At 36.8% G+C, this 23,576-nt stretch carries 17 protein-coding genes and 1 pseudogene; 1 reads left to right on the forward strand and 17 read right to left on the reverse strand.

From position 1 onward, the window contains the following. Positions 1 to 3 precede the first annotated feature (3 nt). From ruvA to C1A40_RS05010, 13 genes and pseudogenes are all read right to left on the reverse strand, one after another. The gene (gene ruvA / locus C1A40_RS04950) at positions 4 to 585 is read right to left on the reverse strand and encodes a Holliday junction branch migration protein RuvA (protein ID WP_067145058.1); all 582 of its coding nucleotides are present in this window, start codon (positions 583 to 585) and stop codon (positions 4 to 6) included. Between the two features lie 69 nt (positions 586 to 654). Next, positions 655 to 2,937, reverse strand: coding sequence for an NADP-dependent malic enzyme (locus C1A40_RS04955; RefSeq protein ID WP_102994928.1), 2,283 nt, complete (start codon positions 2,935 to 2,937; stop codon positions 655 to 657). 143 nt (positions 2,938 to 3,080) lie between these two features. Beyond that, positions 3,081 to 4,016 (reverse strand): tRNA epoxyqueuosine(34) reductase QueG, encoded by a 936-nt coding sequence (gene queG / locus C1A40_RS04960; protein ID WP_102994929.1) that lies wholly within the window; start codon positions 4,014 to 4,016, stop codon positions 3,081 to 3,083. 72 nt (positions 4,017 to 4,088) lie between these two features. Beyond that, positions 4,089 to 4,625 carry a hypothetical protein gene (locus C1A40_RS04965; protein ID WP_102994930.1) on the reverse strand — a complete coding sequence of 179 codons (537 nt, stop codon included), beginning with the start codon at positions 4,623 to 4,625 and terminating at the stop codon, positions 4,089 to 4,091. 42 nt (positions 4,626 to 4,667) lie between these two features. Next, entirely contained in the window at positions 4,668 to 5,690 is a 1,023-nt protein-coding gene (gene ruvB / locus C1A40_RS04970; protein ID WP_102994931.1) for a Holliday junction branch migration DNA helicase RuvB, read from the reverse strand. Between the two features lie 208 nt (positions 5,691 to 5,898). Continuing rightward, on the reverse strand, positions 5,899 to 7,692 hold the full coding sequence (locus C1A40_RS04975) for a cytochrome c oxidase subunit I (RefSeq protein WP_102994932.1): 1,794 nt from the start codon (positions 7,690 to 7,692) through the stop codon (positions 5,899 to 5,901). 32 nt (positions 7,693 to 7,724) lie between these two features. Then, on the reverse strand, positions 7,725 to 8,792 hold the full coding sequence (locus tag C1A40_RS04980; RefSeq protein ID WP_102994933.1) for a cytochrome c oxidase subunit II: 1,068 nt from the start codon (positions 8,790 to 8,792) through the stop codon (positions 7,725 to 7,727). A gap of 34 nt (positions 8,793 to 8,826) precedes the next feature. Then, positions 8,827 to 10,194: a quinol:cytochrome C oxidoreductase gene (locus C1A40_RS04985; RefSeq protein ID WP_102994934.1), complete on the reverse strand. Its 1,368-nt coding sequence runs from the start codon at positions 10,192 to 10,194 to the stop codon at positions 8,827 to 8,829. A 22-nt stretch (positions 10,195 to 10,216) separates the two neighbouring features. Further along, complete coding sequence (locus tag C1A40_RS04990; protein ID WP_199287742.1) at positions 10,217 to 10,768, reverse strand: c-type cytochrome; 552 nt, start codon at positions 10,766 to 10,768, stop codon at positions 10,217 to 10,219. A gap of 8 nt (positions 10,769 to 10,776) precedes the next feature. Beyond that, a complete protein-coding gene (locus C1A40_RS04995) occupies positions 10,777 to 11,307 on the reverse strand; it encodes a DUF3341 domain-containing protein (RefSeq protein ID WP_102994935.1) in 531 nt (176 codons plus the stop codon). A gap of 36 nt (positions 11,308 to 11,343) precedes the next feature. Next, positions 11,344 to 12,765, reverse strand: a pseudogene (nrfD, locus tag C1A40_RS05000) (NrfD/PsrC family molybdoenzyme membrane anchor subunit); the annotation flags it as partial. A gap of 92 nt (positions 12,766 to 12,857) precedes the next feature. Further along, positions 12,858 to 15,968, reverse strand: a complete 3,111-nt coding sequence (locus C1A40_RS05005) for a TAT-variant-translocated molybdopterin oxidoreductase (protein ID WP_102994937.1) — start codon at positions 15,966 to 15,968, stop codon at positions 12,858 to 12,860. Positions 15,969 to 16,036: 68 nt separating this feature from the next. Then, complete coding sequence (locus tag C1A40_RS05010; protein ID WP_102994938.1) at positions 16,037 to 17,332, reverse strand: c-type cytochrome; 1,296 nt, start codon at positions 17,330 to 17,332, stop codon at positions 16,037 to 16,039. A gap of 216 nt (positions 17,333 to 17,548) precedes the next feature. Between C1A40_RS05010 and C1A40_RS05015 the strand changes: the two genes are divergently transcribed. Continuing rightward, positions 17,549 to 17,932 carry an SPOR domain-containing protein gene (locus tag C1A40_RS05015; protein ID WP_102994939.1) on the forward strand — a complete coding sequence of 128 codons (384 nt, stop codon included), beginning with the start codon at positions 17,549 to 17,551 and terminating at the stop codon, positions 17,930 to 17,932. An 80-nt stretch (positions 17,933 to 18,012) separates the two neighbouring features. On the opposite strand, the gene C1A40_RS05020 is transcribed toward C1A40_RS05015, so the two are convergent. The 4 genes from C1A40_RS05020 to nusA all read right to left on the reverse strand — a co-directional run bounded on the left by C1A40_RS05020 (position 18,013) and on the right by nusA (position 23,573). Continuing rightward, on the reverse strand, positions 18,013 to 18,699 hold the full coding sequence (locus tag C1A40_RS05020) for a T9SS type A sorting domain-containing protein (RefSeq protein WP_102994940.1): 687 nt from the start codon (positions 18,697 to 18,699) through the stop codon (positions 18,013 to 18,015). Positions 18,700 to 18,710: 11 nt separating this feature from the next. Next, the gene (locus tag C1A40_RS05025; RefSeq protein ID WP_241910486.1) at positions 18,711 to 19,295 is read right to left on the reverse strand and encodes a phage tail protein; all 585 of its coding nucleotides are present in this window, start codon (positions 19,293 to 19,295) and stop codon (positions 18,711 to 18,713) included. Between the two features lie 104 nt (positions 19,296 to 19,399). Further along, positions 19,400 to 22,261 carry a translation initiation factor IF-2 gene (infB, locus tag C1A40_RS05030; protein ID WP_102994941.1) on the reverse strand — a complete coding sequence of 954 codons (2,862 nt, stop codon included), beginning with the start codon at positions 22,259 to 22,261 and terminating at the stop codon, positions 19,400 to 19,402. 79 nt (positions 22,262 to 22,340) lie between these two features. After that, entirely contained in the window at positions 22,341 to 23,573 is a 1,233-nt protein-coding gene (nusA, locus tag C1A40_RS05035; protein ID WP_102994942.1) for a transcription termination factor NusA, read from the reverse strand. Positions 23,574 to 23,576: the final 3 nt, after the last annotated feature.

Raw genomic sequence — 23,576 nt, forward strand, 5'->3', positions numbered from 1 at the left:
GAATTATAAATTTTTTAAAGCCTGCTTAATGATGGTTTCGACATTAGCATCTGGTTGGGCTATCATAATCTTATCTACTACACGTTCGGCCTGTTTTTTAACAAAACCAAGAACTTCTAAAGCAGATAACGCTTCATCCTTATTGGTATTGCCTTGCGAAACAGAAACTTCATCAATATCATAAATCTTAATGATTTTATCTTTCAATTCAATAATAACACGTTGTGCTGTTTTTGCTCCAATGCCTTTAATGGATTGAATTAAGGCTACATCACCTGTAGCAATCCCTTCACGAACTTGTTTGGGTGTTAATGACGACAACATGGTACGTGCAATGCTAGATCCTATACCACTTACAGAAATTAACAATCTAAAAATTTCACGCTCGGCTAGACTTGAAAAGCCGTATAACGTATGAGAATCCTCTTTAACCTGAAGGTGAGTATATAATTTTAAATGCTCACCTTCGGGAATTTGAGAGTAGGTATGTAAAGATATATTAAGTAAATAGCCCACGCCGTTACAATCTATAACAACGTGGGTTGGATTTTTATCGGTGAGTTTACCTTGAATATGGGTTATCATCTATGTCAGTTGGTTATCTGACCAAATGTAATAAAATTATTTTCATTGGAAATACAATGAAAGCCCCTTTTATATATCTAATTGTTCTTTCTTTTGGGCATCTATTACAGCAATGGCAGTCATATTCACAATTTCGTCTACACTAGCCCCTAATTGTAAAATATGGACAGGCTTACGCATACCCATCATAATGGGGCCTATAGAATCTGCTTCATTCAGTTCCTTGATTAATTTGTAGGTAATATTAGCAGAATCTAAATTTGGAAAAATAAGAGTGTTTACTTTTTGCCCTACTAATTTCGAAAACGGGAATCGCTCTTTTAGCATCTCGTTATTAAGTGCAAAATCGGTTTGTAACTCACCATCTACAATTAAATCGGGTGCATGACGATGTAAATACGCCACTGCTTCTCTCACTTTCGTAGCCATAGGATTTGATGAAGACCCGAAGTTAGAATAAGATGTCATGGCCATAACAGGTTTCATTCCAAACATTTTTACTATTTGAGCGGTCATTTGAGCTATTTTAGTAAGTTCCTTGGCATTGGGCTCGATATTAATAGAAGTATCACTTAAAAATAAGGGGCCTCGCTTGGTCATCATGACGTTTGTTGTTGCCACCCGATTAACCCCTTTAGCCATACCAATAACCTCTAACATGGGTTTTACAACGGTAGGATAGCTTCTTGAGTATCCTGAAATTAATGCATCGGCATCACCTTCATTAACCATCATGGCAGCAAAATAATTACGCTCTCGCATTAAACGTTGCGCGGCATAAAGCGTTACACCTTTACGCTTACGTTGTTCCCAATACACTTTGGCGTATTTATTTTTACGTTCGTCTTCTTCATCGGTTTTTGGGTCGATGATAATCACATTATCGTCATCAAACTCAATGTCGTTCATTAAGCTTTTTATGGTATCTTTTCTTCCTAATAAAATTGGAATGGCAACGCCTTCTTCACGCACAATTTGAGCGGCCTTAACAACGGCTAATTGATCTGCTTCAGCAAAAACCACACGTTTAGGATTTAATTTAGCACGGTTTAAAAGCAATCGCACAAATTTATTATCAGACCCCAAGCGCTCTCTTAAAACATCTTGGTAATCTTCCCAATCGGTAATAGGTTCTTTGGCCACACCACTTTCCATGGCAGCTTTTGCAACGGCAGGAGGTACTTCGGCAATTAAACGTGGATCGAATGGTTTAGGAATGATATAATCTTTCCCAAAAGTTAAACGGGTTTCTCCATAGGCAATGTTTACTTGTTCTGGAACAGGCTCTTTTGCTAATCGTGCCAAAGCCTCTACAGCAGCCATTTTCATGGCTTCATTGATTTTAGTTGCTCTAACATCTAACGCCCCTCTAAATATGAAAGGGAAGCCAAGAACATTATTAACTTGATTAGGATGGTCACTCCTACCCGTTGCCATGATAATATCTTTACGAGTTGCAATAGCTACGTCGTATTTAACCTCTGGATCTGGGTTTGCCATGGCAAAAACAATAGGATTTTCGGCCATAGCCAATAGCATTTCTGGCGATACAATATTAGCCATAGATAAACCAATAAACACATCGGCATCAATCATAGCTTCATCTAGAGTATCTATTTTACGGTGGGTTGCAAATTCGGCTTTCTCGGCAGTAAGGTTGTCGCGATCATCACGAATAACCCCTTTACTATCCAGCATTACCATATTTTCACGCTTGGCTCCAAAAGCTTGATATAAACGTGAACATGAAATGGCTGCAGCTCCAGCACCACTAATAACAATCTTTACATCTTCGATTTTCTTATTTGCAATTTCCAAGGCATTGATAAGCGCTGCCGCGGAAATGATTGCGGTACCATGTTGGTCGTCGTGCATTACAGGAATATCTAACTCCTCCTTTAAGCGTCTTTCAATTTCGAAAGCCCCCGGAGCTTTAATATCCTCTAAGTTTATACCTCCAAATGTTGGGGCAATATTTTTTACGGTTGCGATAAACTCTTCAACATTTTCGGTATCAACTTCGATATCAAAAACATCTATATCGGCAAAAATCTTGAAAAGTAAACCTTTACCTTCCATTACTGGTTTTGATGCTTCGGGACCTATATTTCCCAAGCCTAAAACAGCAGTTCCGTTTGATATTACGGCTACCAAATTGCCTTTAGCCGTGTATTTATAAGCGTTTTCCTTGTCTTTTTCTATTTCCAAGCAAGGCTCTGCGACACCAGGGGAATAGGCTAAAGATAAATCGCGCTGTGTTGCATATTTCTTAGTTGGAACTACTTTTATTTTTCCGGGGGTAGGTTTGGCATGATATATAAGGGCTTCTCTGCGTTTGCTTTCTTCGCTCATGTAGTAATTGTTTTTATAACTAACAAATATAAGAATCCTATATTAGGAAAACATGACATTTGATCTATTTAAGTCGTAAAATTCATTTAAAAGGAAACCTTTTGAGCGTGCCATTTTATTAAGTGAAAACTTTTATTCTCCAGTTACAAATTAGTATCCTTCAAAAAATTGATGTTTCGATTTAGCCCAGCAAACTTGGTGCGTTTGACAGCCGATTTTTTAAATACTTTTTGAAAAGTCTCTGCCGTTATGTCTTCCCAATCCTTTTTAGTCATGGATAGTAATTCGGGATGCGGATTAAAAAGTGGTTCGTTATGCGGTTTTGAGAAGCGATTCCACGGACAAACATCCTGGCAAACATCGCAGCCAAACATCCAATCGTCAAATTTACCTTGGAATTCTGAAGGGATATTTTCTTTTAATTCAATGGTAAAATACGAAATACACTTACTACCATCGACCACATAGGGTGCTGTAATGGCTTCCGTCGGGCATGCATCAATACAAGCTGTACACGTACCGCAGTGGTCGGTAACTCGAGCATCATATTCTAAATCTAAATCGATTATTAGTTCGGCAATAAAATAAAAGGAACCTACTTTTTGAGTTAATAGATTACTGTGTTTACCAACCCAACCCAATCCCGATTTTGCAGCCCAAGCTTTATCTAAAACCGGTGCCGAATCGACAAAGGCGCGACCATCCACTTCACCTATTTCATCTTGGATAAAATGCAAGAGGTCTTTAAGCTTATCTTTAATTACAAAATGATAGTCGGTCCCAAAAGCGTATTTAGAAAGCTTATAACTGTTTTCTGTTTGAATGTCTTTAGGGTAATAATTCAACAATAAGGAGACGACACTTTTAGAACCCTCAACGAGTTTTGTAGGGTCTAGGCGTTTATCAAAATGGTTCTCCATATAACGCATCTCACCATTCATGTTATTTTTTAGCCATTTTTCCAAACGAGGCGCTTCCTCTTCCAGAAATTCGGCTTTACTAATACCGCAAGACAAAAAACCGAGGCGCTTGGCTTCGGTTTTAATAAATTGACTGTATTTTGTTTTATTGTTTAACATGTGAATAAGCGTCTATATCTGCCTCAGCTCTAAATTAAAAAATATAATGAAGCCATTTAAAAGATCTATAACTTAAAGTCCGAATATTTTAGCATCACCAAAAAACACAGACTTTACATTAATATGGTGATCTGATGTAATAATTTCATCGGTAATGGTGGCTAATCTTAAATTAAATTGATCCTTTATAAGATACTGTTGAAGATCGTCATTAGAGGTATCCAATTTCAAAATACCACTACTATTAGCCTCAATTTGGTCTTTCCATGAGATTTTAACTTCAGGCTCATTTTCTGCAGAAATGCAGATTTCGATGCTGTTTAGAAAATCGAAATTACCATGATCCGGACCTTCAATTTCCAAAGTCATGGTTTTCAATTCAAAATATTCAATAAGATTTTTTCTGGTGTTATTATTTTCGAAAGTCGATTCTGAATTAGAACTGATTTCTGGCGTAAAGACATTAAATGGTAAATCGACTACCGCTGAAGATTCTATAACAACCTTTTCATTATACCCAATATCAAACTGGGTGAGTTTATCAACCTTATCACAAGAAAAAACAAGGCACAATAATAACATCGCAGTAATTAGTTTAAATGTTTTCATAGGATATTTGGGGTTAACTATTAATGGGATTTTAAAAGGGTATTAAAATAAGCCTCCTTGCGTAGGTCCCTTCACACGCCCTAAATGTTTGTAGGCTTCAGCAGTGACTTCACGACCGCGAGGGGTTCTCATAATAAATCCTTGCTGAATTAAAAAAGGCTCATATACCTCTTCAATCGTTTCGGGACTTTCACTTACTGCGGTAGCAATAGTCGAAATACCCACAGGTCCCCCTTTAAATTTATCGATAATAGTAGCTAAAATTTTATTATCCATTTCATCTAAACCATGAGCATCCACATTAAGAGCCTCTAAACTATATTTTGCAATTTTAATATCAATGCTACCATTACCTTTAATTTGAGCAAAATCCCGAACACGACGTAACAAAGCATTTGCTATTCTAGGTGTTCCTCGGCTTCGTCCAGCAATCTCAATAGCCGCTTCCATAGAAATAGGTACATTAAGAATACTGGCACTACGTTGAATGATGGTCGTTAATAAATCGGTTTTATAATATTGTAATCGACTCTGAATACCAAACCGAGCACGCATTGGTGAGGTTAGCAAACCTGATCGGGTAGTAGCACCCACAAGGGTAAATGGATTTAAGTTAATTTGAACCGTTCTGGCATTGGGTCCCGATTCAATCATGATATCAATTTTAAAGTCTTCCATGGCGGAATACAAATATTCCTCTACAATCGGACTTAAACGATGGATTTCATCAATAAACAAGACATCACGCTCTTCGAGATTGGTTAACAAACCCGCTAAATCACCTGGCTTATCTAGCACAGGCCCAGAGGTGACTTTGATACCAACATTCAATTCATTAGCAAGAATATTAGCTAAGGTGGTTTTCCCTAGGCCTGGAGGCCCATGAAAAAGCGTATGATCCAAAGCTTCTGCACGCAAATTGGCGGCCTGAACGAATATTTGAAGATTTTCCAATACTTGGTCTTGCCCCGTGAAGTCATCAAAAGACAGCGGTCTTAATTTCTTTTCTACATCAAACTCTTCTGGAGAAAAATTATCGTTGGTAGGATCTAGGTTTTCGTTCATGCTAACTTCCTGCGAAGGCAGGAATCTATTTAGGTTAACTTATATTATAAATTACTATAAATCAAACTTTAATGAGGTTTATAAATACTTATAATTAAAACACAAAAATACAATTTCAAATATAAACAAAAAGCCTCTCCATAAAGGAAAGGCTTTAAATAATCTTTTGGATACTCTATTAAGAGATTACTGCCTTCGCAGGAATAAATTAATGATGTAATTCCACTTCACCTTCTTTGAAAGGTACGTTTTGCGGAACAAAATCAACATCATAACCTGGCTTGCTATAATCGTAAGCCCAACGGTGTACGTGAGGTATCTCGCCTGGCCAGTTTCCATGAATATGCTCTACAGGCGTTGTCCACTCTAAAGTTGTAGCTTTCCAAGGGTTTTGCGTTGCTTTCTTTCCGAAGAAAATACTACTAAAGAAGTTATATAAATAAACAAGTTGCACTACACCACCAACTAAAGCAAACACTGTGATAATCACGTTAACATTGGCTAAATCGTCAAATAAAGGGAAGTTACTATTTGTATAATAACGACGCGGTAAACCTGCCATTCCAATAAAGTGCATTGGGAAGAATACACCATAAGCACAAACCGCAGTTAACCAAAAGTGAATATAACCAAGATTTTTATTTAACATACGACCGTACATTTTAGGAAACCAGTGGTAAATTCCTGCGAACATACCATATAAAGCCGATATACCCATTACTAAGTGAAAGTGAGCTACTACGAAGTAAGTATCGTGAACATTAATATCTAAAGCTGAATCCCCAAGGATGATACCTGTTAAACCTCCAGTGATGAAAGTAGATACGAATCCGATTGAAAATAGCATCGCTGGGTTCATTTGAAGGTTACCTTTCCATAAGGTTGTAATCCAGTTGAAGGCTTTTACCGCCGATGGAATCGCAATTAATAGGGTTGTAAACGTAAACACAGAACCTAAAAATGGATTCATTCCTGAGATAAACATATGGTGACCCCATACGATTGTAGATAAGAAAGCAATGGCTAAAATAGATACAATCATGGCACGGTAACCAAAAATAGGTTTACGTGAATTTGAAGCCATAATTTCAGAAACGAGTCCCATTGCAGGTAAAATTACAATGTATACCTCTGGGTGACCTAAGAACCAAAATAAGTGCTCAAATAAAACTGGAGAACCTCCTTGGTAATGTAATACTTCACCTTGAATAAATATATCTGATAAGAAGAACGAGGTTCCGAAACTTCTATCCATAATTAATAACAATGCAGCAGATAGTAGAACTGGGAACGAAATAATACCAATAATAGCTGTAACAAAGAATGCCCATATGGTTAAAGGTAATCTAGTCATCGACATCCCTTTTGTACGTAAGTTTATAACAGTAACCACATAGTTAAGCGAACCTAATAATGATGAAGCAATAAAGATAGCCATAGACACTAACCATAAAGTCATACCCATACCAGAACCACCTTGAGCCATTGGTAAGGCACTTAATGGTGGATAAATTGTCCATCCTGCAGCAGCTGGTCCAGCTTCAACAAACAATGAAATAACCATGATTACACTTGATAAAAAGAATAACCAGTAAGAAACCATGTTTAAGAAACCTGAAGCCATATCACGAGCACCAATTTGCAAAGGAATAAGGAGGTTACTAAAAGTACCACTTAAACCTGCTGTAAGTACAAAGAATACCATGATGGTACCGTGGATGGTAACTAATGCCAAATAAATATCGGCATCCATAACACCGTCGGGAGCCCATTTACCTAATAACGCTTCAAATAATACATTTGGCTCTTCTGGCCATGCAATTTGCATACGGAACATTAAAGACATCAGGATACCAATAATTCCCATAATCGTACCCGTTACAAGGTACTGCTTAGCAATCATTTTATGATCCTGACTGAAGATGTACTTCGTTACGAAAGTTTCTTTATGATGATGTCCGTGGTCGTCTTCGTGAGCGTGAGTATCTGCGTGTGCTGACATAATCTTATAATCGGTTTGGTTTCTTGTTTAAATTAATTAATTAAAGAATTTTTAAATTCCTTTTGTTGAGCAATCCAAACGTCATATTCTTCTTGCGTTTCAACAATAATCTTCATTTGCATGTTGTAATGTGATTTCCCACAAATTTTATTACACAATAACAGGTAATCAAATTCGTAACGCTCTAAAGCTTCTTCACCATTAGCAACTAACGGTTTGCTGTTTTCAACTCTGATGTCATTAATATGAGCTACTTTTTCAACCATATCCGGATTTTGACGCATTTCAGCAGTCGTTACAGTAGGTGTAAATCCGAATTGTGTAATCATCCCTGGAACACAGTTCATTTGAGCTCTAAAGTGCGGCATGTAAGCAGAGTGTAATACATCTTGAGAACGCATTTTAAACAACACAGGCTTTCCTACAGGCAAGTGTAATTCGGTAGTAATAATATCATCTTGAGCATTAGGATCGGCTTCATCTAATCCTAAAATATTAGCACGATCAATATCAATTAAACGTACATTAGCTTTCCCTAAAGTATTATCGGCTCCAGCATATCTCGCTTTCCAGTTAAATTGCTGAGCATATAATTCAACAATTAAAGGATCGTCACTTTCATCAACACTTGTAATGTTAATCCAAGTATTCAATCCGTATATAATTAAACCAGCTAAAACGATAACAGGAATAATTGTCCAAATCATTTCTAATTTATTGTTATCTGCAAAGAAAAACGCTTGTTTTCCTTTCTCGCCTTTATATTTAAAAGCGAAGTAGTGTAACAAAAATTGGGTAATAGTTTGTACAAAAAATATAATCACTAATGAAATAACCATAAGGTTATCAATAGTAGGCCCGTGTGCTGATGCCGAATTTGATAAAAGCGGTAAATCGCCCCATTTAACAACACATACAATAGTTATGATATAGATGAACGCTAAAAAGCCCATCATTAAATAACCATTTAAGGCATTATCTTTATCGTTAGCTACTTGAGAATTTTCAGTTTTAGCTTGTGCCAAATCGAAAATCTTAACCATTTGCCAAATGGCAATTAAAATAAATACTAAAACTATAATCGTTAATAAAGTAGTCATGGTGGTTCTTCTTTCTTCTTTACTTAAATCTTAATTAATAATGGAAATCTTCACTCTCCTTCATAAGAGGGTATCCTTTTGCCAGTAGTGAAGCCTTAGATAAAGACGTGAATACTACAAATATGAATAATCCTCCAAATAATAAAACAGAGCCTATTTCAGGAATTCCTATAAACCATCTATCTCCAACAGTTGCAGGCATAATCATATTGAAGATATCAATATAGTGACCAGCAAGTATCACGATTCCCGCCATAACAACAAACCAAGGCATACGCTTATAGTCTGCGTTCATTAACAATAATAGTGGGAATACAAAGTTCATAACTACCATACCGAAGAAAGGTAATTTATAATCATTGATTCGTGTTATAAAATAGGTAACCTCTTCAGGAATATTAGAATACCAGATTAACATGAATTGTGAAAACCAAAGGTAAGTCCAGAAAATACTAATACCGAACATAAATTTAGCTACATCATGTAAATGGTTTTCATTTACATAGGCTAAGTACCCTCTAGATTTTAGGTATATTGATAATAGTGCGATGACTGTAATACCGCTAACAAACATTGATGCGAAAACGTACCAACCAAATAAAGTTGAAAACCAGTGTGGGTCGACACTCATAATCCAATCCCAAGACATCATAGATTCTGTATAGATAAAGAATACTAAGAATCCAGCTGTAATACGGAAAGCTTTCTTAAAGTTACTTTGGTCACCAGGTTCAGCGTTATCTTGAGCAATAGAAAATTTACGAGCAAAGTGACGGTATAAAGCCCAACCAGCAATAAAAATGATTCCTCTAATAGCAAAACCACCTAGGTTTAACCATCCAGATTTACCTTGAATAAGTTTATCGTGAGCTACAACATCTGGATCCATCCAAATAAATATGTTATAGTGACCAATAGTACCTGATGCAATAGCAATAAGAAGCACAATAATAGCCCCTGGTAACAGGTAAGCAGTAATGCCTTCCATCACTCTAAATAAAACCGGTGACCATCCTGCTTGAGATGCAATTTGAATTGCATAAAAAGCTAAAACACCTAAAGCGATCATCATAAAGAAAAAAGCTGCTACATATAATGCAGACCAAGGTCTGTTTGCAATTTGGTGTTGTACGTGTTCAACATGCTTCGTATGTTCATCAACATGAGCATGTGCTTCTTCACCATGACTTCCTTCAGCCTCAGCATGAGTATCGTGACTTGGTGTTGCTTGATGCCCATTAGCTTCAGCGTGACCACCACCATGATGTGATTCTTCAGCAAGTAAGTGTTCAACCTCCTCAAAAGATTTATGAGACGTCATAAAACCATAGCCTACACCCAATGCTCCTAAAATCATTAGAATGAAAGAAAATGTCTTTAATTTATTTGAAAATGTATACATATCTATAATAATCTTATCAATCTTACTTTTCTAAATCTGCTTTTAATTGTAACACATATGAAACCACTTGCCAACGCTCTTCCTCTTGTAATTGGTTAGCATAAGAACCCATAGCGTTTTTACCGTAATAAATAGTGTGGTAAATACTTCCTGCATTAATAGCACGACCGGCATCATCATAACTAGGAATACCAAGGATTTTTTCACGCTTCACCAAATTACCTTGACCATCACCTTTATTACCATGGCAAATTCCACAGTAAATATCATATAACTCTTTACCTCTATTTAAATCTACTTGTGTAGAATCTAACGGACTAACCAGATTAGCTTTTGCAAACTCATAACCTTCGGTAGAATTTTCAACATCAAATGGGATATACCCTCTAGCTACAGAACCTTCGGCAGGTAACTGCGCTTCTAAGCCATTAGAAAATGCTGCTTCTCCATAAGTTTCATACCCTGCAGATTCATACATGTTAGGCATGAATTGGTAATTTGGTGCCGTACTCTTATTACAAGAAACGGCTACAAAAACAACTGCTACTGCTAATATTTTAATTAAGCTTTTCATATCTTTTATTAATGGGCTTTATCAACTAAATTAATCTCTACGGCTCCAGTATCTTTAAGCATACTAGAAAGCGCCTCTTCATTACCGTTTACGGCTATTTCCATTAAGAAATGATCATCGGTAGTTCTAGGATCTGGGTTTTCGGCACTTTTAAACGGCCACATTCTACTACGTAAGTAAAAGGTAATTACCATAAGGTGTGCCGAGAAAAATACCGTAAGCTCGAACATAATTGGTACGAAAGCTGGCATGTTTTCTAAATAGCTAAAACTTGGTTTACCACCAATGTTTTGAGGCCAGTCTTCAATCATGATGAAATTCATCATCACCGTAGCCACTGTTAAACCAATAAGACCGTAAATAAAAGCTGTAATAGCGATACGTGTAGGAGCAAGCCCCATAGCGCGGTCTAATCCGTGAACTGGAAATGGTGTATATATTTCTTCTATATGATATCTTTCAGCCTTAACCCTTTTTACGGCAGACATTAAAATATCGTCGTCGTTATAAATAGCGTGAATTACTTTTGAAGCTTCCATATGCTACTTTTAGTTTTTTGGTTCATTATTAACGTTCGAAGTTCTAGGATCTGCACCAGTTCCAGTTAAACTTTCACCGCTTTCTCTTATTCTTTTGTACTTATCACCTGAAGATTTCAAGATGGTTTTAACCTCTGCTTGAGCGATTACAGGGAACGTTCTAGAGTATAATAAGAACAGTACAAAGAAGAATCCTATAGTTCCGATAAAGATTCCGATATCAACAAATGTTGGTGAGAACATCGTCCATGATGATGGTAAGTAATCACGGTGTAACGAGGTTACAATAATTACGAAACGCTCAAACCACATTCCTACGTTTACTACAATCGAGATAAAGAATGAGAACATGATACTTGTTCTTAATTTCTTAAACCACATAAATTGTGGAGAGAATACGTTACAAGACATCATCATCCAGTATGCCCATGCATAAGGACCAGTTGCTCTGTTTAAGAACGCGTATTGTTCATATTCTACACCGGAATACCATGCAATAAATAACTCAGTAATATAAGCCACACCTACGATAGAACCTGTAATCATGATTACAATATTCATAAGCTCGATGTGTTGCACTGTAATATAGTCTTCAAGGTTACACACTTTTCTCATAATGATAAGTAATGTGTTTACCATCGCGAATCCAGAGAATACCGCACCAGCAACGAAGTATGGTGGAAAAATTGTTGTATGCCAACCAGGAATAACCGAAGTAGCGAAGTCAAACGATACAATCGTGTGTACAGAAAGTACTAATGGCGTTGCTAAACCTGCAAGTACCAATGATACCTCTTCAAAACGTTGCCAATCTTTAGCACGACCAGACCATCCAAAACTCAATATCGAGTAAATTCTCTTTTGAAAAGGCTTGATAGCACGATCTCTTAGCATCGCGAAATCTGGTAATAAACCAGTCCACCAGAATACTAGTGATACCGATAAATATGTTGAGATCGCGAATACGTCCCAAAGTAATGGTGAGTTAAAGTTTACCCATAGTGATCCGAATTGATTCGGGATTGGTAATACCCAGTATCCTAACCATGGACGCCCCATGTGAATGATTGGGAATAAACCTGCCTGAACTACCGAGAAGATAGTCATCGCCTCTGCAGAACGGTTAATGGCCATTCTCCATTTTTGACGGAATAATAAAAGTACTGCAGAAATAAGTGTTCCTGCGTGACCAATACCTACCCACCAAACGAAGTTGGTAATATCCCAGGCCCAACCTACAGTCTTGTTAAGACCCCAGACACCAATACCTGTTGTAATGGTATATAAAATACATCCAATTCCCCATAGGAAAGCGACTAGTGAAATACCAAAAACTATCCACCATTGTTTATTTGCTTTTCCTTCTACAGGTTTTGCCACATCCACAGTAACGTCGTGATAGGACTTATTTCCTGTAACTAAAGGTCTTCTAATAGGTGCTTCGTAATGAGACGCCATATTTATTGTTATTTATTATTTGTTACTTGTTATTTGCTTAAATGTTGATTTCGTATTTTTTCAACTTTTAAACTTAAAACCTTTTAACTATTTTATGCTTCAGTTGTATTTCTCACTTTTGTTTGATATTGCACATTAGGCTTTGTTCCTACATGCTCTAACAAGTGATACATACGGTTATCTTCTTTAAGTTTTGCAACTTTACTGTCTTTATCGTTGATGTCTCCAAATACCATCGCACCGCTACTACAAGCTGCAGAACAAGCTGTTTGGAATTCACCATCTTTAATCACACGTCCATCACGTTTAGCGTCAAGAACTGTTTTTTGTGTCATTTGAATACACATAGAACATTTTTCCATCACCCCACGAGAACGTACAACAACATCAGGATTAAGTACCATACGTCCTAAATCATCATTCATATGATAATCGAACTCATCATTTCCATTGTATAAGAACCAGTTGAAACGACGTACTTTATACGGACAGTTGTTTGCACAATATCTTGTACCTACACAACGGTTGTAAGCCATATGGTTTTGACCTTGACGACCATGAGAAGTTGCTGCTACAGGACAAACTGTTTCACAAGGTGCGTGGTTACAGTGTTGACACATTACCGCTTGGAAAGCTACTTGTGGGTTATCGGCTGCATGTTCCATTTCACCAAATCCACCTAAGGAACCATTATCACCAAACAGACCTGAGAAGCCTTCTTTTTTGGCATTATCTTCTTCAAAAGTATCATCAGAAGAGTAATATCTATCAATACGCAACCAGTGCATATCTCTACTTCTTCTCACTTCTTCTTTACCTACTACAGGCACGTTATTCTCCGCATGACAAGCAATAACACAAGCCCCACATCCTGTACACGCGTTTAAATCGATTGATAAGTTAAAGTGATGACCTATACTACGATCAAACTCATCCCATAAATCAACATCTGGAGATGTTACAGGCGTTTCTTCATGATCTAAAGACACTACAGGCATCCCATTCCAATGCGCTTTGTCCTTGGTGTTGAAAATCTCTAAAGTCGTTTCTTTAATGATATCACCACGACCCATTAAGGTATTATGAAGTTGTACACAAGCAAATTCATGTTCACCTGAAGCCGCTTCGATAGTTACATCTTGAACGTTTGATAAGTTATGATATAAGGCATAAGCATTTACACCTGTTTGCATTTCTTCTTTTAATCCTGCTGTTCTTCCGTAACCGAAAGATAAACCTACAGAACCTTTAGCCTGTCCTGGTTGAATTAACACAGGAGCCTTTACTGTTACACCGTTAGCAGTAATGTTAGCGTAACTACCATTTAAAGCGCCCGTTGCAACGTGTCTGTTAATTAATCCTAGCTCTTCAGCATCAGCTTTAGATATGGTTAAATAGTTATCCCAAGACACTCTTGAAATCGGATCTGGAAACTCTTGTAACCAAGGGTTATTAGCTTGTTGACCATCACCCATACCAGTTTTGATATAAAGACTTAACTCGATACCTTTAGATTTGGCAGATGATGCTAAAGCTTGAGCAGCTCCAGAAAACGCATTAACAGATTCTTCAGTTTCTGTAAGGTCTTCTTCAACCAATTCTGTAGCCACAGATGAGTTTACAAAGAAACCATCATGTAAAGCTTGATTGTAAGAACCTCCATTTAGGATATCACTATTCCAAGTGGTTTTAATATAATCACTATAAGAAGCACTGTTACCAGTCCACTTTAATAAAACATCCTGAAATTGTTTCGTATCAAACAAAGGACGAATCGCTGGTTGCGTTAAACTGTAATGACCCGTTTTTATTTCAACATCACCCCAAGCTTCTAAAAAGTGTGGAGCTGCTGCGATATATTGCGTATGAGAAGACGTTTCATCTTCTTTCATTGAAAACGCAATAGATAATTTTGTTTTCTTTAAACCTTCAGCAAAATCAGCTGCATTAGCTAAAGTATATAACGGATTAACACCGCTCATGATAATCGCTCCTACTTTCCCTGCCTTCATATCGGCAACAAGTTGAGCAACATCATTATCATTACCTTGCTTAGTTTTAATAGCTACTTTACTATTAAAAGCTTTACTTGCTAGGTATTCGTTAAGTTCTAAAACAACAGTTTGTGCGTTGACATCCTGAATTCCAGTAACCACAACAGCTTTACTACCTGCTTTTTTAAGTTGAATAGCTGCATTTTTAACAGCTATTTCAACGTGCTCTGGTAAACCTTTTACAGAAACATTATTTCCTGTAACTAGACTGTATAATTTCGCTAAGGCTAATTTTTGTTGAGTAGGTGTCACCGGTACACGCTTATCGGCGTTAGCACCAGAAAGCGACATATTCGATTCAAACTGAATATGACGTGACATTTTTCCGTTTTGAGGCACTCTGTTTTTAGCATATCCTGCATCAAAACCTCCACCTTGCCAATCGCCTAAGAAATCTGCTCCAACAGAAACAATAGTCATCGCCTGAGAAAAATCGTAATCGGCTAAACCTTTTTTATTGTATTTCTTTTGAAAAGCTTGAACGGCAGCAAATTCTGAAACGGCATCATAAACCACATGCTTAACATTACCATAAGTTTCTTTAAACTCTGCAATAAGTTTGGTGGTAGATGGACTAGCGAAAGTTTGTGTTAATAACACGATCGACTTTCCAGAATCCTTAATACTATTTAAACTTTTAGTAGTTTCCGCATTAAAATCACTCCAAGAAATTGAAGCACCATCTTTTTTCGGACCTTGAATTCTTAAACTGTCATACAAACCTAAAACAGATGCATTCACTCTAGCATTAGCACTGCCATGAGTAGAAGCTAAGGTATTGTTTTCAATTTTTATTGGACGACCTTCACGCGTTTTAACCAAAACACTTGCAAAATCAAAACCATCTGCGATTGTTGTAGCGTAATAGTTGGCCACTCCAGGAATAATCTCGGTTGGCTGTACTACGTAAGGAATCGATTTTTTAACAGGACCCTCACAAGCTGCTAAAGAAGCAGCGGCTGTACTAAAACCTACATATTTTAAGAAATCACGACGCGTTGTAGAACTAGCCTCTAACGTCTCTTTATTTCCTAAAAACTCATCAGTAGGTATTTCTGCTACAAACTCGTTTTGTTTAAGCGTCTCAACAATAGAGCTATTTTCGTTTAGCTCTTCAACACTTTTCCAGTATTTCTTGTTTGATGACATATTATATAATTGAATTACTTCTTAAATTAATTTTTGGTTTTCCGTATTTACGAAAAGTTAACAGCTTTTTAGTAGTGACATTTACCACATTCCAGACCACCCATTTGGGCTGCTGTTAATGATTCTACACCATACTTTTTAGAAAGCTCAGCATGAATTTTCTCATAGTAAGCGTTATCTTTTACCGTCACATCTGTTTCTCTATGACAGTTAATACACCATCCCATGGTTAACGGCGCATGTTGATAAACAACTTCCATTTCCTCAACAGGACCATGACACGTTTGACATTCTACACCAGCAACAGTGACGTGTTGTGAGTGGTTAAAGTATGCGAAATCTGGCAAGTTATGAATACGCACCCATTTTACTGGCTGAGATTCCCCAGTATATTTTTGATCGGCATCACTCCATCCTGCAGCTTTGTATAACTTTTGAATTTCACCATCGTAAAATTCTTTAGTATATTCTGCTGAAGTTTCACCGTTGTATTCGTAAATTGACTTATGACAGTTCATACAAACATTCAACGAAGGAATTCCTGATGTTTTACTTACTCGTGCAGAAGAGTGACAGTATTTACAATCGATTCCGTTATCACCTGCATGAATTTTATGCGAGAAGTGAATTGGTTGTACCGGTTGGTAACCTTGATCAATACCTACCTGCATTAAATATCCAAAAGCAAAGTAAGCACTAGTCAGCAAGAAGAAAATGGCCACTACAATCATTAAAAACTGATTCTGAACAAAAGCTTTCCAAAGTGGTGTTCTATCCGTTTCTGTTTCTAATTCGATATTTTGAACAGCAGCAAAGCGACGTAAGGTTTTATTAACTAGATATAATCCAATAGCTAGTAAAACAAACAGGATCGCTAAAGCTCCTAAAATAAGTTCATTTGAAATACCATCTGAAGCACCAGATGCAGCAGCTGGAGCCGCAGTACCTGCAGCCGGAGCTGGGGCCGCTTTCTTTTCTTCATCGGTATAGGCCAAGATGTTATTTAAATCTTCATCAGATAACTGAGGGAAAGCTGTCATCGCAGCTCCTCCATACTCATTGTACACTTTATTTGCATACGCATCACCAGACTTGATTAAGCCAGAACTGTTACGTATCCATGCATGAATCCAGTCACGATCTAAACCTTCTTCATCAGATAGACGTGCTTCAACATGACGCAATGCAGGCCCTGTCATTTTTTTATCTAATTGATGACATGCGGCACAATTGGCATTAAATAAAGATTTTCCTTTTGCTGGATCGCCTTCTTGAGCTGAAAGCGAGCTTGTAAACGCTAATAATACAATTAAGCTTAAACGAAGTAAGTTTCTACTTAATTTACGGTGAATCACCTTTCTCATATTGTTGGTTAAATTAACTTCTTAACTTTTGGTATGACTTTTGTCATTTAATAAATGAAAAAGCATAGCTTTAAAATCTCTCGCAAAAGTAATATTTAAACTCGATTAGCAAAATAAGAAGGAAGTGTTAACAGTTAATTTAGAGAGATTCTAAATAATATTTTTACTCAGTTTTAAGTTTAATACTTTTACATTTGCATAAACACAATTATAAATATGATTTTCGACAAAGTTAAAATTACAATCTGCGCTTTTGTATGTTTTACATTAACAACGACTTACGTTTCGGCTCAAGAAGGAACAGTAACAATTAATCAAGATGAAAACATTTCAAAGCTCATAGAGCTGAAGAAAAACATGAATAATGAGGACGCCGATCGTTATAAAATTCAAATTTATAATGGCAATCGACAAGATGCATATGCGGCTCAAAACGAATTTAAATCATCCTTTTCTGACTGGAATCCCTCCATACATTTTGAACAACCTAATTTTAAGATTTGGGTGGGTAATTTTAGAACGCGTTTAGAAGCCGATCGTGCTTTAAAAAGAATAAAACAAAAGTTTTCTAGTGCTTTTATTTTTAAGCCTAAAAAGTAACTTTAAATACTGAATAAAAACGGTGACTTTGAATTTCATTTGAAGTCACCGTTTTTTTTGTATTTGAAAACTAACACAAATTAATTGACAACTATTTTCTTAACAATCTCCTTTTTGTTAGATTCAATTTTCAAAAAGTAAATCCCTGAATCTAATCCAGAGACATCTATTTTTTTAGAAATATTAGTTTCTAAAACCAATTTACCCAAAACACTGAACAATGTTACCTTGTCAATTGTCAAATGAGGGTGTGTAATATTTAGTAAATCCCTTACTGGGTTAGGATAAACACTAATTTGATTTTCTAAATAAAAATCATCCGTACTTAATAGTGAATCCTCAACATCGCCAGTTAAAACTGCATTTGAAGTTGACAATGCTCCTCCACAATGACTTTCAGTTACAGAAGTGTTTTCAACCCAACTCCCTAATGATAAACTTGGTGGATTTGGCGATGATGGTGTAGTATTTGAATAGATAACATATGAGTTAGAAAAATCGCCATTTCCATCGTCTGCCACAAACTCCCATACAGCACTAGCATCATTCCATGCCAATTTAAATTCGCAGGTCCCAATACCTCCACAAGTTTGACTTCCATCTATAGGAATAGTAGAATAAACATTTCTACCCGTAGCATCAGCACTAATAAAATCAAAAATATAATCTTGATCTTCAAATAAAGTATGACACCCATTAAAGGTAATTTGGGCAAAACTAGGGAAGACAAACCCTACTATAAAAACTATTTGTATATATGTTTTCATAATTGGTTTAACTATCTAGACGGATAAATTCCTGAAAGTGCTATAATAAACCTAATTGCAGTATAAGGTTGCATATTATTAACCGGTTGTCCACCACCTTGATTTCCTATCATTGCACTACCCATTACCGTATTTGGTGTAGCGTTAGCATATTCTTTATCCAACACTTTTGTTCCAGCTGGCACATTTCCTGTAGGTACAGATTGATCTCCGTCTTCGGCAACAGCGTTCACTGGATGGGAGTGGGATGGCATTTGGCTAACGCTAAGCGTATTTGTTTCTGAGCCAGACTTTGCTCCTTGTGTACGCGGTGTTAACCCAGGCCCATTTCCAGCATGCATAGGTACTCTACCTCGTAAATCTGGTAAAGCAAAAGTAGTTCTTCCGTCTCCACCATACGTGGTACCTAATAAGGAAAACAAGGCTTGGTTTTGGGAAATTGCCAAAAGTTGTCCATCACAAAACGCCCATCCTCTTGGCGCAAAATTTCCTGCAAACATTGTAATTTCACCAATAAAAGATTCTGTTTGAGCATTTATGGTCTTGTTAAAACTCAAACATAGTAATAAGGATAAAATTGTAATTGTTTTTTTCATGATAATGAATTAAAATTAATAGCCGTTAAATATAAGTAATTAAACACAAAAAAAGCACCTATTTAAAAATAGATGCTTTTTTTAAAAATTATAGAAATTAAGCTTTATTTCAACTTCTTTTTAACCTCAACTTCATGGAATGCTTCAATAACATCGCCTTCCTTAATGTCGTTATAGTTTTTAATTTGCATACCACAATCGTAACCTTTAGTTACTTCCTTAGCATCATCTTTAAATCGTTTTAATGACGCTAATTCACCAGTATAAACAACTACACCATCACGTATTAAACGAATGCTAGAGCTTCTAAGAATTTTACCATTGGTAACCATACATCCTGCGATGCTTCCAACTTTAGACACCTTAAAGATTTCTCTAATTTCAGCGGTACCTGTAATTTCTTCTTTAAGCTCTGGAGATAACATCCCTTCCATCGCATCTTTAAGATCATTAATAGCATCGTAGATAATTGAGTATGTTCTGATATCGATTTCTTCCTTATCAGCAATCATGCGCGCATTTCCAACAGGACGCACGTTAAATCCGACGATAATCGCATCAGAAGCCGAAGCTAATAATACATCACTTTCGGTAATCGCACCTACACCTTTATGTAAGATGTTCACTTGAATTTCTTCAGTAGATAGTTTCTGGAACGAATCGGTTAACGCTTCCACAGAACCATCAACATCACCCTTAAGAATGATATTCAATTCTTGGAAATCACCAAGAGCGATACGACGACCAATTTCATCTAATGTAATATGACGTTGCGTTCTAACAGACTGCTCACGTTGTAATTGAGCACGTTTAGAAGCAATTTGTTTCGCTTCACGCTCATCTTGGAAGACATTGAACTTGTCACCCGCTTGTGGTGCACCATCCAATCCTAATATAGATACTGGCGTTGAAGGTCCAGCTGCAGCAACATCATGTCCTCTTTCATCGTGCATCGCTTTAACCTTACCACTGTGTTGACCAGCTAATACATAGTCACCAACCTTAAGTGTTCCCGCCTGAACTAATATAGTAGATACATATCCACGACCTTTATCTAAGTACGCTTCTACAACCGTACCATGAGCGATTTTATTTGGATTCGCTTGAAGCTCTAATAATTCGGCTTCAAGTAATACTTTTTCTAATAATTCTTTAACACCTGTACCTACTTTAGCAGAGATATCATGAGATTGAATTTTACCACCCCAGTCTTCTACTAACAAGTTCATTTGTGCTAATCCTTCTTTAATCTTCTCAGGATTCGCATCGGGTTTATCAATTTTATTGATAGCAAATACGATAGGTACACCTGCAGCTTGCGCGTGAGAAATGGCCTCTTTAGTTTGTGGCATGATTTCATCATCGGCTGCCGCTACGATAATGGCAATATCTGTGATTTGAGCACCACGAGCACGCATCGCTGTAAAGGCTTCGTGACCTGGTGTATCTAAGAAAGCAATTTTTTGTCCGTTTTCTAACGCCACACCGTAAGCACCGATATGTTGTGTAATACCACCAGACTCTCCTGCGATTACATTTTCCTTACGGATATAATCTAGAAGCGATGTTTTACCGTGATCAACGTGTCCCATAACGGTAACAATTGGAGCACGAGGTAATAAATCTTCAGGTTTATCTTCAACCTCTTCAATAGATTCTTCAATATCTGCTGTTACGAATTCAACTTGGTAGCCAAATTCATCTGCAACGATAGATAAAGTTTCTGCATCCAGACGTTGGTTCATCGTTACCATCATACCAAGTGACATACAAGCTGATATAATTTGAGTCACACTCACATCCATCATGGTTGCCATTTCACTAGCGGTTACGAACTCGGTAACTTTAATGATTTTACTTTCTGCAGCTTCGAGTTGTTGATCTATCTCAGATTGTTCTCTGTGTTGATCTCTTTTATCTCTTCTATACTTAGCACCTTTACCCTTGTTAGATTTCCCTTGAAGTTTTTCAAGCGTTTCTCTAACTTGCTTTTTAACATCTTCTTCTGAAGGCTCTTCTTTAACAATGTTACGACGTCCTGCACCTGGACCTCCTGGTTTTCCTTTAAAACGATCGTTACCTCCTGGTCTTCCTCCACCTGGTCTGTTTTGACCACCGGTGTTAGGCGCCCCAGCTTTACTAATACGACGACGTTTTTTCTTAGGATCACCACCTTGCTTAGGATCTGTTTTTTTCTCTACCTTCTTTTTAGGCTTATTAAACTGTGATAAATCAATTTTATCGCCAGCAATTTTTGGCCCAGAAAGCTTTTGGTATTGTGTTTTAACGCGTTCCTCAACGATTGGATTACCATCTTCATCAACCTTACCAGTAGCTTCAGCCTTAGCTGGCGTAGCTTCTTTTTTAGGTTCCTCTTTAACAGGTGTTTCCTTTTTAGGCGCTTCAGTTTTAGCAGGCTCAACCTTTTTAGGGTCAATCTCTACCTTTTTAACGCCAACAGGTTTTAATCCAATTTTAGGTGCTTGAGCTTTAATAACCTCTGGTTCTTTAGCAGGCTCTGTTTTCTTTTCAGCAACAGGCTCCTCCTTAACAGGGGTTTCTTTTTTCTCAACAACAGGTGCTTCTTCAACTTTCTTTTTAGGCTCTAAGTCGATTTTACCAACTTGTTTAGGACCTGAAAGTGCTTTTGAAGCTTTTACAACCTCTTCTTGCTTGGCTTTTTCTATGGCTTCTTGTGCTTTCTGCTTAGCTTCCAATTCTTTTTCACGCTTAACACGTAAATCTTCCTTTTCCTTTTGCTTCGCTTCACTAACTTCTTGCGATCTCACCTTTTTATTAGCATCCGTCTCAAATTCATCTGAAAGAATCTTATAAGTTTCTTCAGAAATTTTTGTAGTTGGTCGCTTCTCTATATCCACACCTTTAGAATCTAAAAATTCTACGGCGCGATCTAGAGAGATGTTAAGTTCGCGTAATACTTTATTTAATCTAATTGTTTCAGCCATAAATCGCCTTTAAAATACTCAAATATATGCATTATACCGGTTAAGGCATAACAAACGTGCAAATCTGCACTTAATTTTTTTAATCTTCAAATTCTTCTCTTAGAATACGGATCACTTCACTTATTGTTTCTTCTTCTAAGTCTGTTCTTTTTACCAAGTCGTTAACGTCTTGCTCAAGAATACTTTTAGCGGTATCTAAACCTGCTTTACTAAACTCCTCAATAATCCATCCTTCGATTTCATCTGAGAATTCGCTTAATTCAACATCTTCTTCCGCTCCTTCTCTAAATACATCAATTTCAAAACCTGTTAATTGACCAGCTAAACGAATGTTGTGACCACCACGACCAATCGCTTTACTTACCTCTTCAGGTTTTAAAATAACCTCAGCGCGTTTCGTTTCTTCATCAATTTTAATTGATGTTACACGTGCTGGGCTTAATGCTCTAGTTATAAATAGTGGTAAATTACTTGTGTAATTAATCACATCGATATTTTCATTTCCTAATTCACGAACAATACCGTGAATTCTAGATCCTTTCATACCCACACAAGCACCAACAGGATCGATTCTATCATCATAAGAATCTACAGCAACTTTTGCTTTTTCTCCAGGAATTCTAACCACATTTTTAATAGTAATTAAACCGTCGAAAACCTCAGGAATTTCTTGTTCGAATAATTTCTCTAAGAATACAGGTGAACTTCTTGACATGATGATGGTAGGTTTTGCGCCTTTAAGCTCTACACCATCAATAACACCTCTTACATTATCTCCTTTTCTGAAGAAATCTGAAGGTATTTGTTTATCTTTTGGTAATACAATTTCATTCCCCTCGTCGTCTAATAAAATAACGGCTCTATGACGAATGTGATGTACTTCTGCAGTATAAATTTCTCCTACTAAATCTTTAAATTGCTTATAAATTATAGTATTATCGTGCTCATGAATTTTAGAAATTAGATTCTGACGCAAAGCTAAAATAGCACGTCTACCTAAATCGATAAGTTTCACTTCTTCAGACACATCTTCACCAACTTCAAAATCTGGCTCAATTTTACGCGCTTCAGTTAAAGAGATTTCTTGATTAGGCTCTTCTACTTCACCATCGGCAACAACAACTCTATTTCTCCATATCTCTAAATCACCTTTATCTGGGTTTACAATAATATCAAAATTATCATCATCACCAAATTTCTTTTTCAAGGCGCTTCTAAATACATCTTCTAAGATTGCCATTAAGGTTACCCTATCAATTAGCTTATCGTCTTTGAATTCCGAAAAAGATTCAATTAACGCGATATTTTCCATAAC

Origin of the sequence: Tamlana carrageenivorans (assembly GCF_002893765.1) — a bacterium.
GTDB classification, from domain to species: Bacteria; Bacteroidota; Bacteroidia; order Flavobacteriales; family Flavobacteriaceae; genus Pseudotamlana; species Pseudotamlana carrageenivorans.

What these genes read in the sequence shown, in the direction of transcription:
- C1A40_RS04985 (WP_102994934.1), bottom strand. Translation starts at nt 10,194, where the DNA reads ATGTATACATTTTCAAATAAATTAAAGACATTTTCTTTCATTCTAATG.
- C1A40_RS05005 (WP_102994937.1), bottom strand. Translation starts at nt 15,968, where the DNA reads ATGTCATCAAACAAGAAATACTGGAAAAGTGTTGAAGAGCTAAACGAA.
- infB (WP_102994941.1), bottom strand. Translation starts at nt 22,261, where the DNA reads ATGGCTGAAACAATTAGATTAAATAAAGTATTACGCGAACTTAACATC.
- ruvA (WP_067145058.1), bottom strand. Translation starts at nt 585, where the DNA reads ATGATAACCCATATTCAAGGTAAACTCACCGATAAAAATCCAACCCAC.
- C1A40_RS04995 (WP_102994935.1), bottom strand. Translation starts at nt 11,307, where the DNA reads ATGGAAGCTTCAAAAGTAATTCACGCTATTTATAACGACGACGATATT.
- C1A40_RS04980 (WP_102994933.1), bottom strand. Translation starts at nt 8,792, where the DNA reads ATGACTACTTTATTAACGATTATAGTTTTAGTATTTATTTTAATTGCC.
- C1A40_RS05020 (WP_102994940.1), bottom strand. Translation starts at nt 18,699, where the DNA reads ATGAAAACATATATACAAATAGTTTTTATAGTAGGGTTTGTCTTCCCT.
- C1A40_RS04990 (WP_199287742.1), bottom strand. Translation starts at nt 10,768, where the DNA reads ATGAAAAGCTTAATTAAAATATTAGCAGTAGCAGTTGTTTTTGTAGCC.
- ruvB (WP_102994931.1), bottom strand. Translation starts at nt 5,690, where the DNA reads ATGAACGAAAACCTAGATCCTACCAACGATAATTTTTCTCCAGAAGAG.
- C1A40_RS04975 (WP_102994932.1), bottom strand. Translation starts at nt 7,692, where the DNA reads ATGTCAGCACACGCAGATACTCACGCTCACGAAGACGACCACGGACAT.
- queG (WP_102994929.1), bottom strand. Translation starts at nt 4,016, where the DNA reads ATGTTAAACAATAAAACAAAATACAGTCAATTTATTAAAACCGAAGCC.
- C1A40_RS05025 (WP_241910486.1), bottom strand. Translation starts at nt 19,295, where the DNA reads ATGAAAAAAACAATTACAATTTTATCCTTATTACTATGTTTGAGTTTT.
- C1A40_RS05010 (WP_102994938.1), bottom strand. Translation starts at nt 17,332, where the DNA reads ATGAGAAAGGTGATTCACCGTAAATTAAGTAGAAACTTACTTCGTTTA.
- nusA (WP_102994942.1), bottom strand. Translation starts at nt 23,573, where the DNA reads ATGGAAAATATCGCGTTAATTGAATCTTTTTCGGAATTCAAAGACGAT.
- C1A40_RS04965 (WP_102994930.1), bottom strand. Translation starts at nt 4,625, where the DNA reads ATGAAAACATTTAAACTAATTACTGCGATGTTATTATTGTGCCTTGTT.
- C1A40_RS04955 (WP_102994928.1), bottom strand. Translation starts at nt 2,937, where the DNA reads ATGAGCGAAGAAAGCAAACGCAGAGAAGCCCTTATATATCATGCCAAA.
- C1A40_RS05015 (WP_102994939.1), top strand. Translation starts at nt 17,549, where the DNA reads ATGATTTTCGACAAAGTTAAAATTACAATCTGCGCTTTTGTATGTTTT.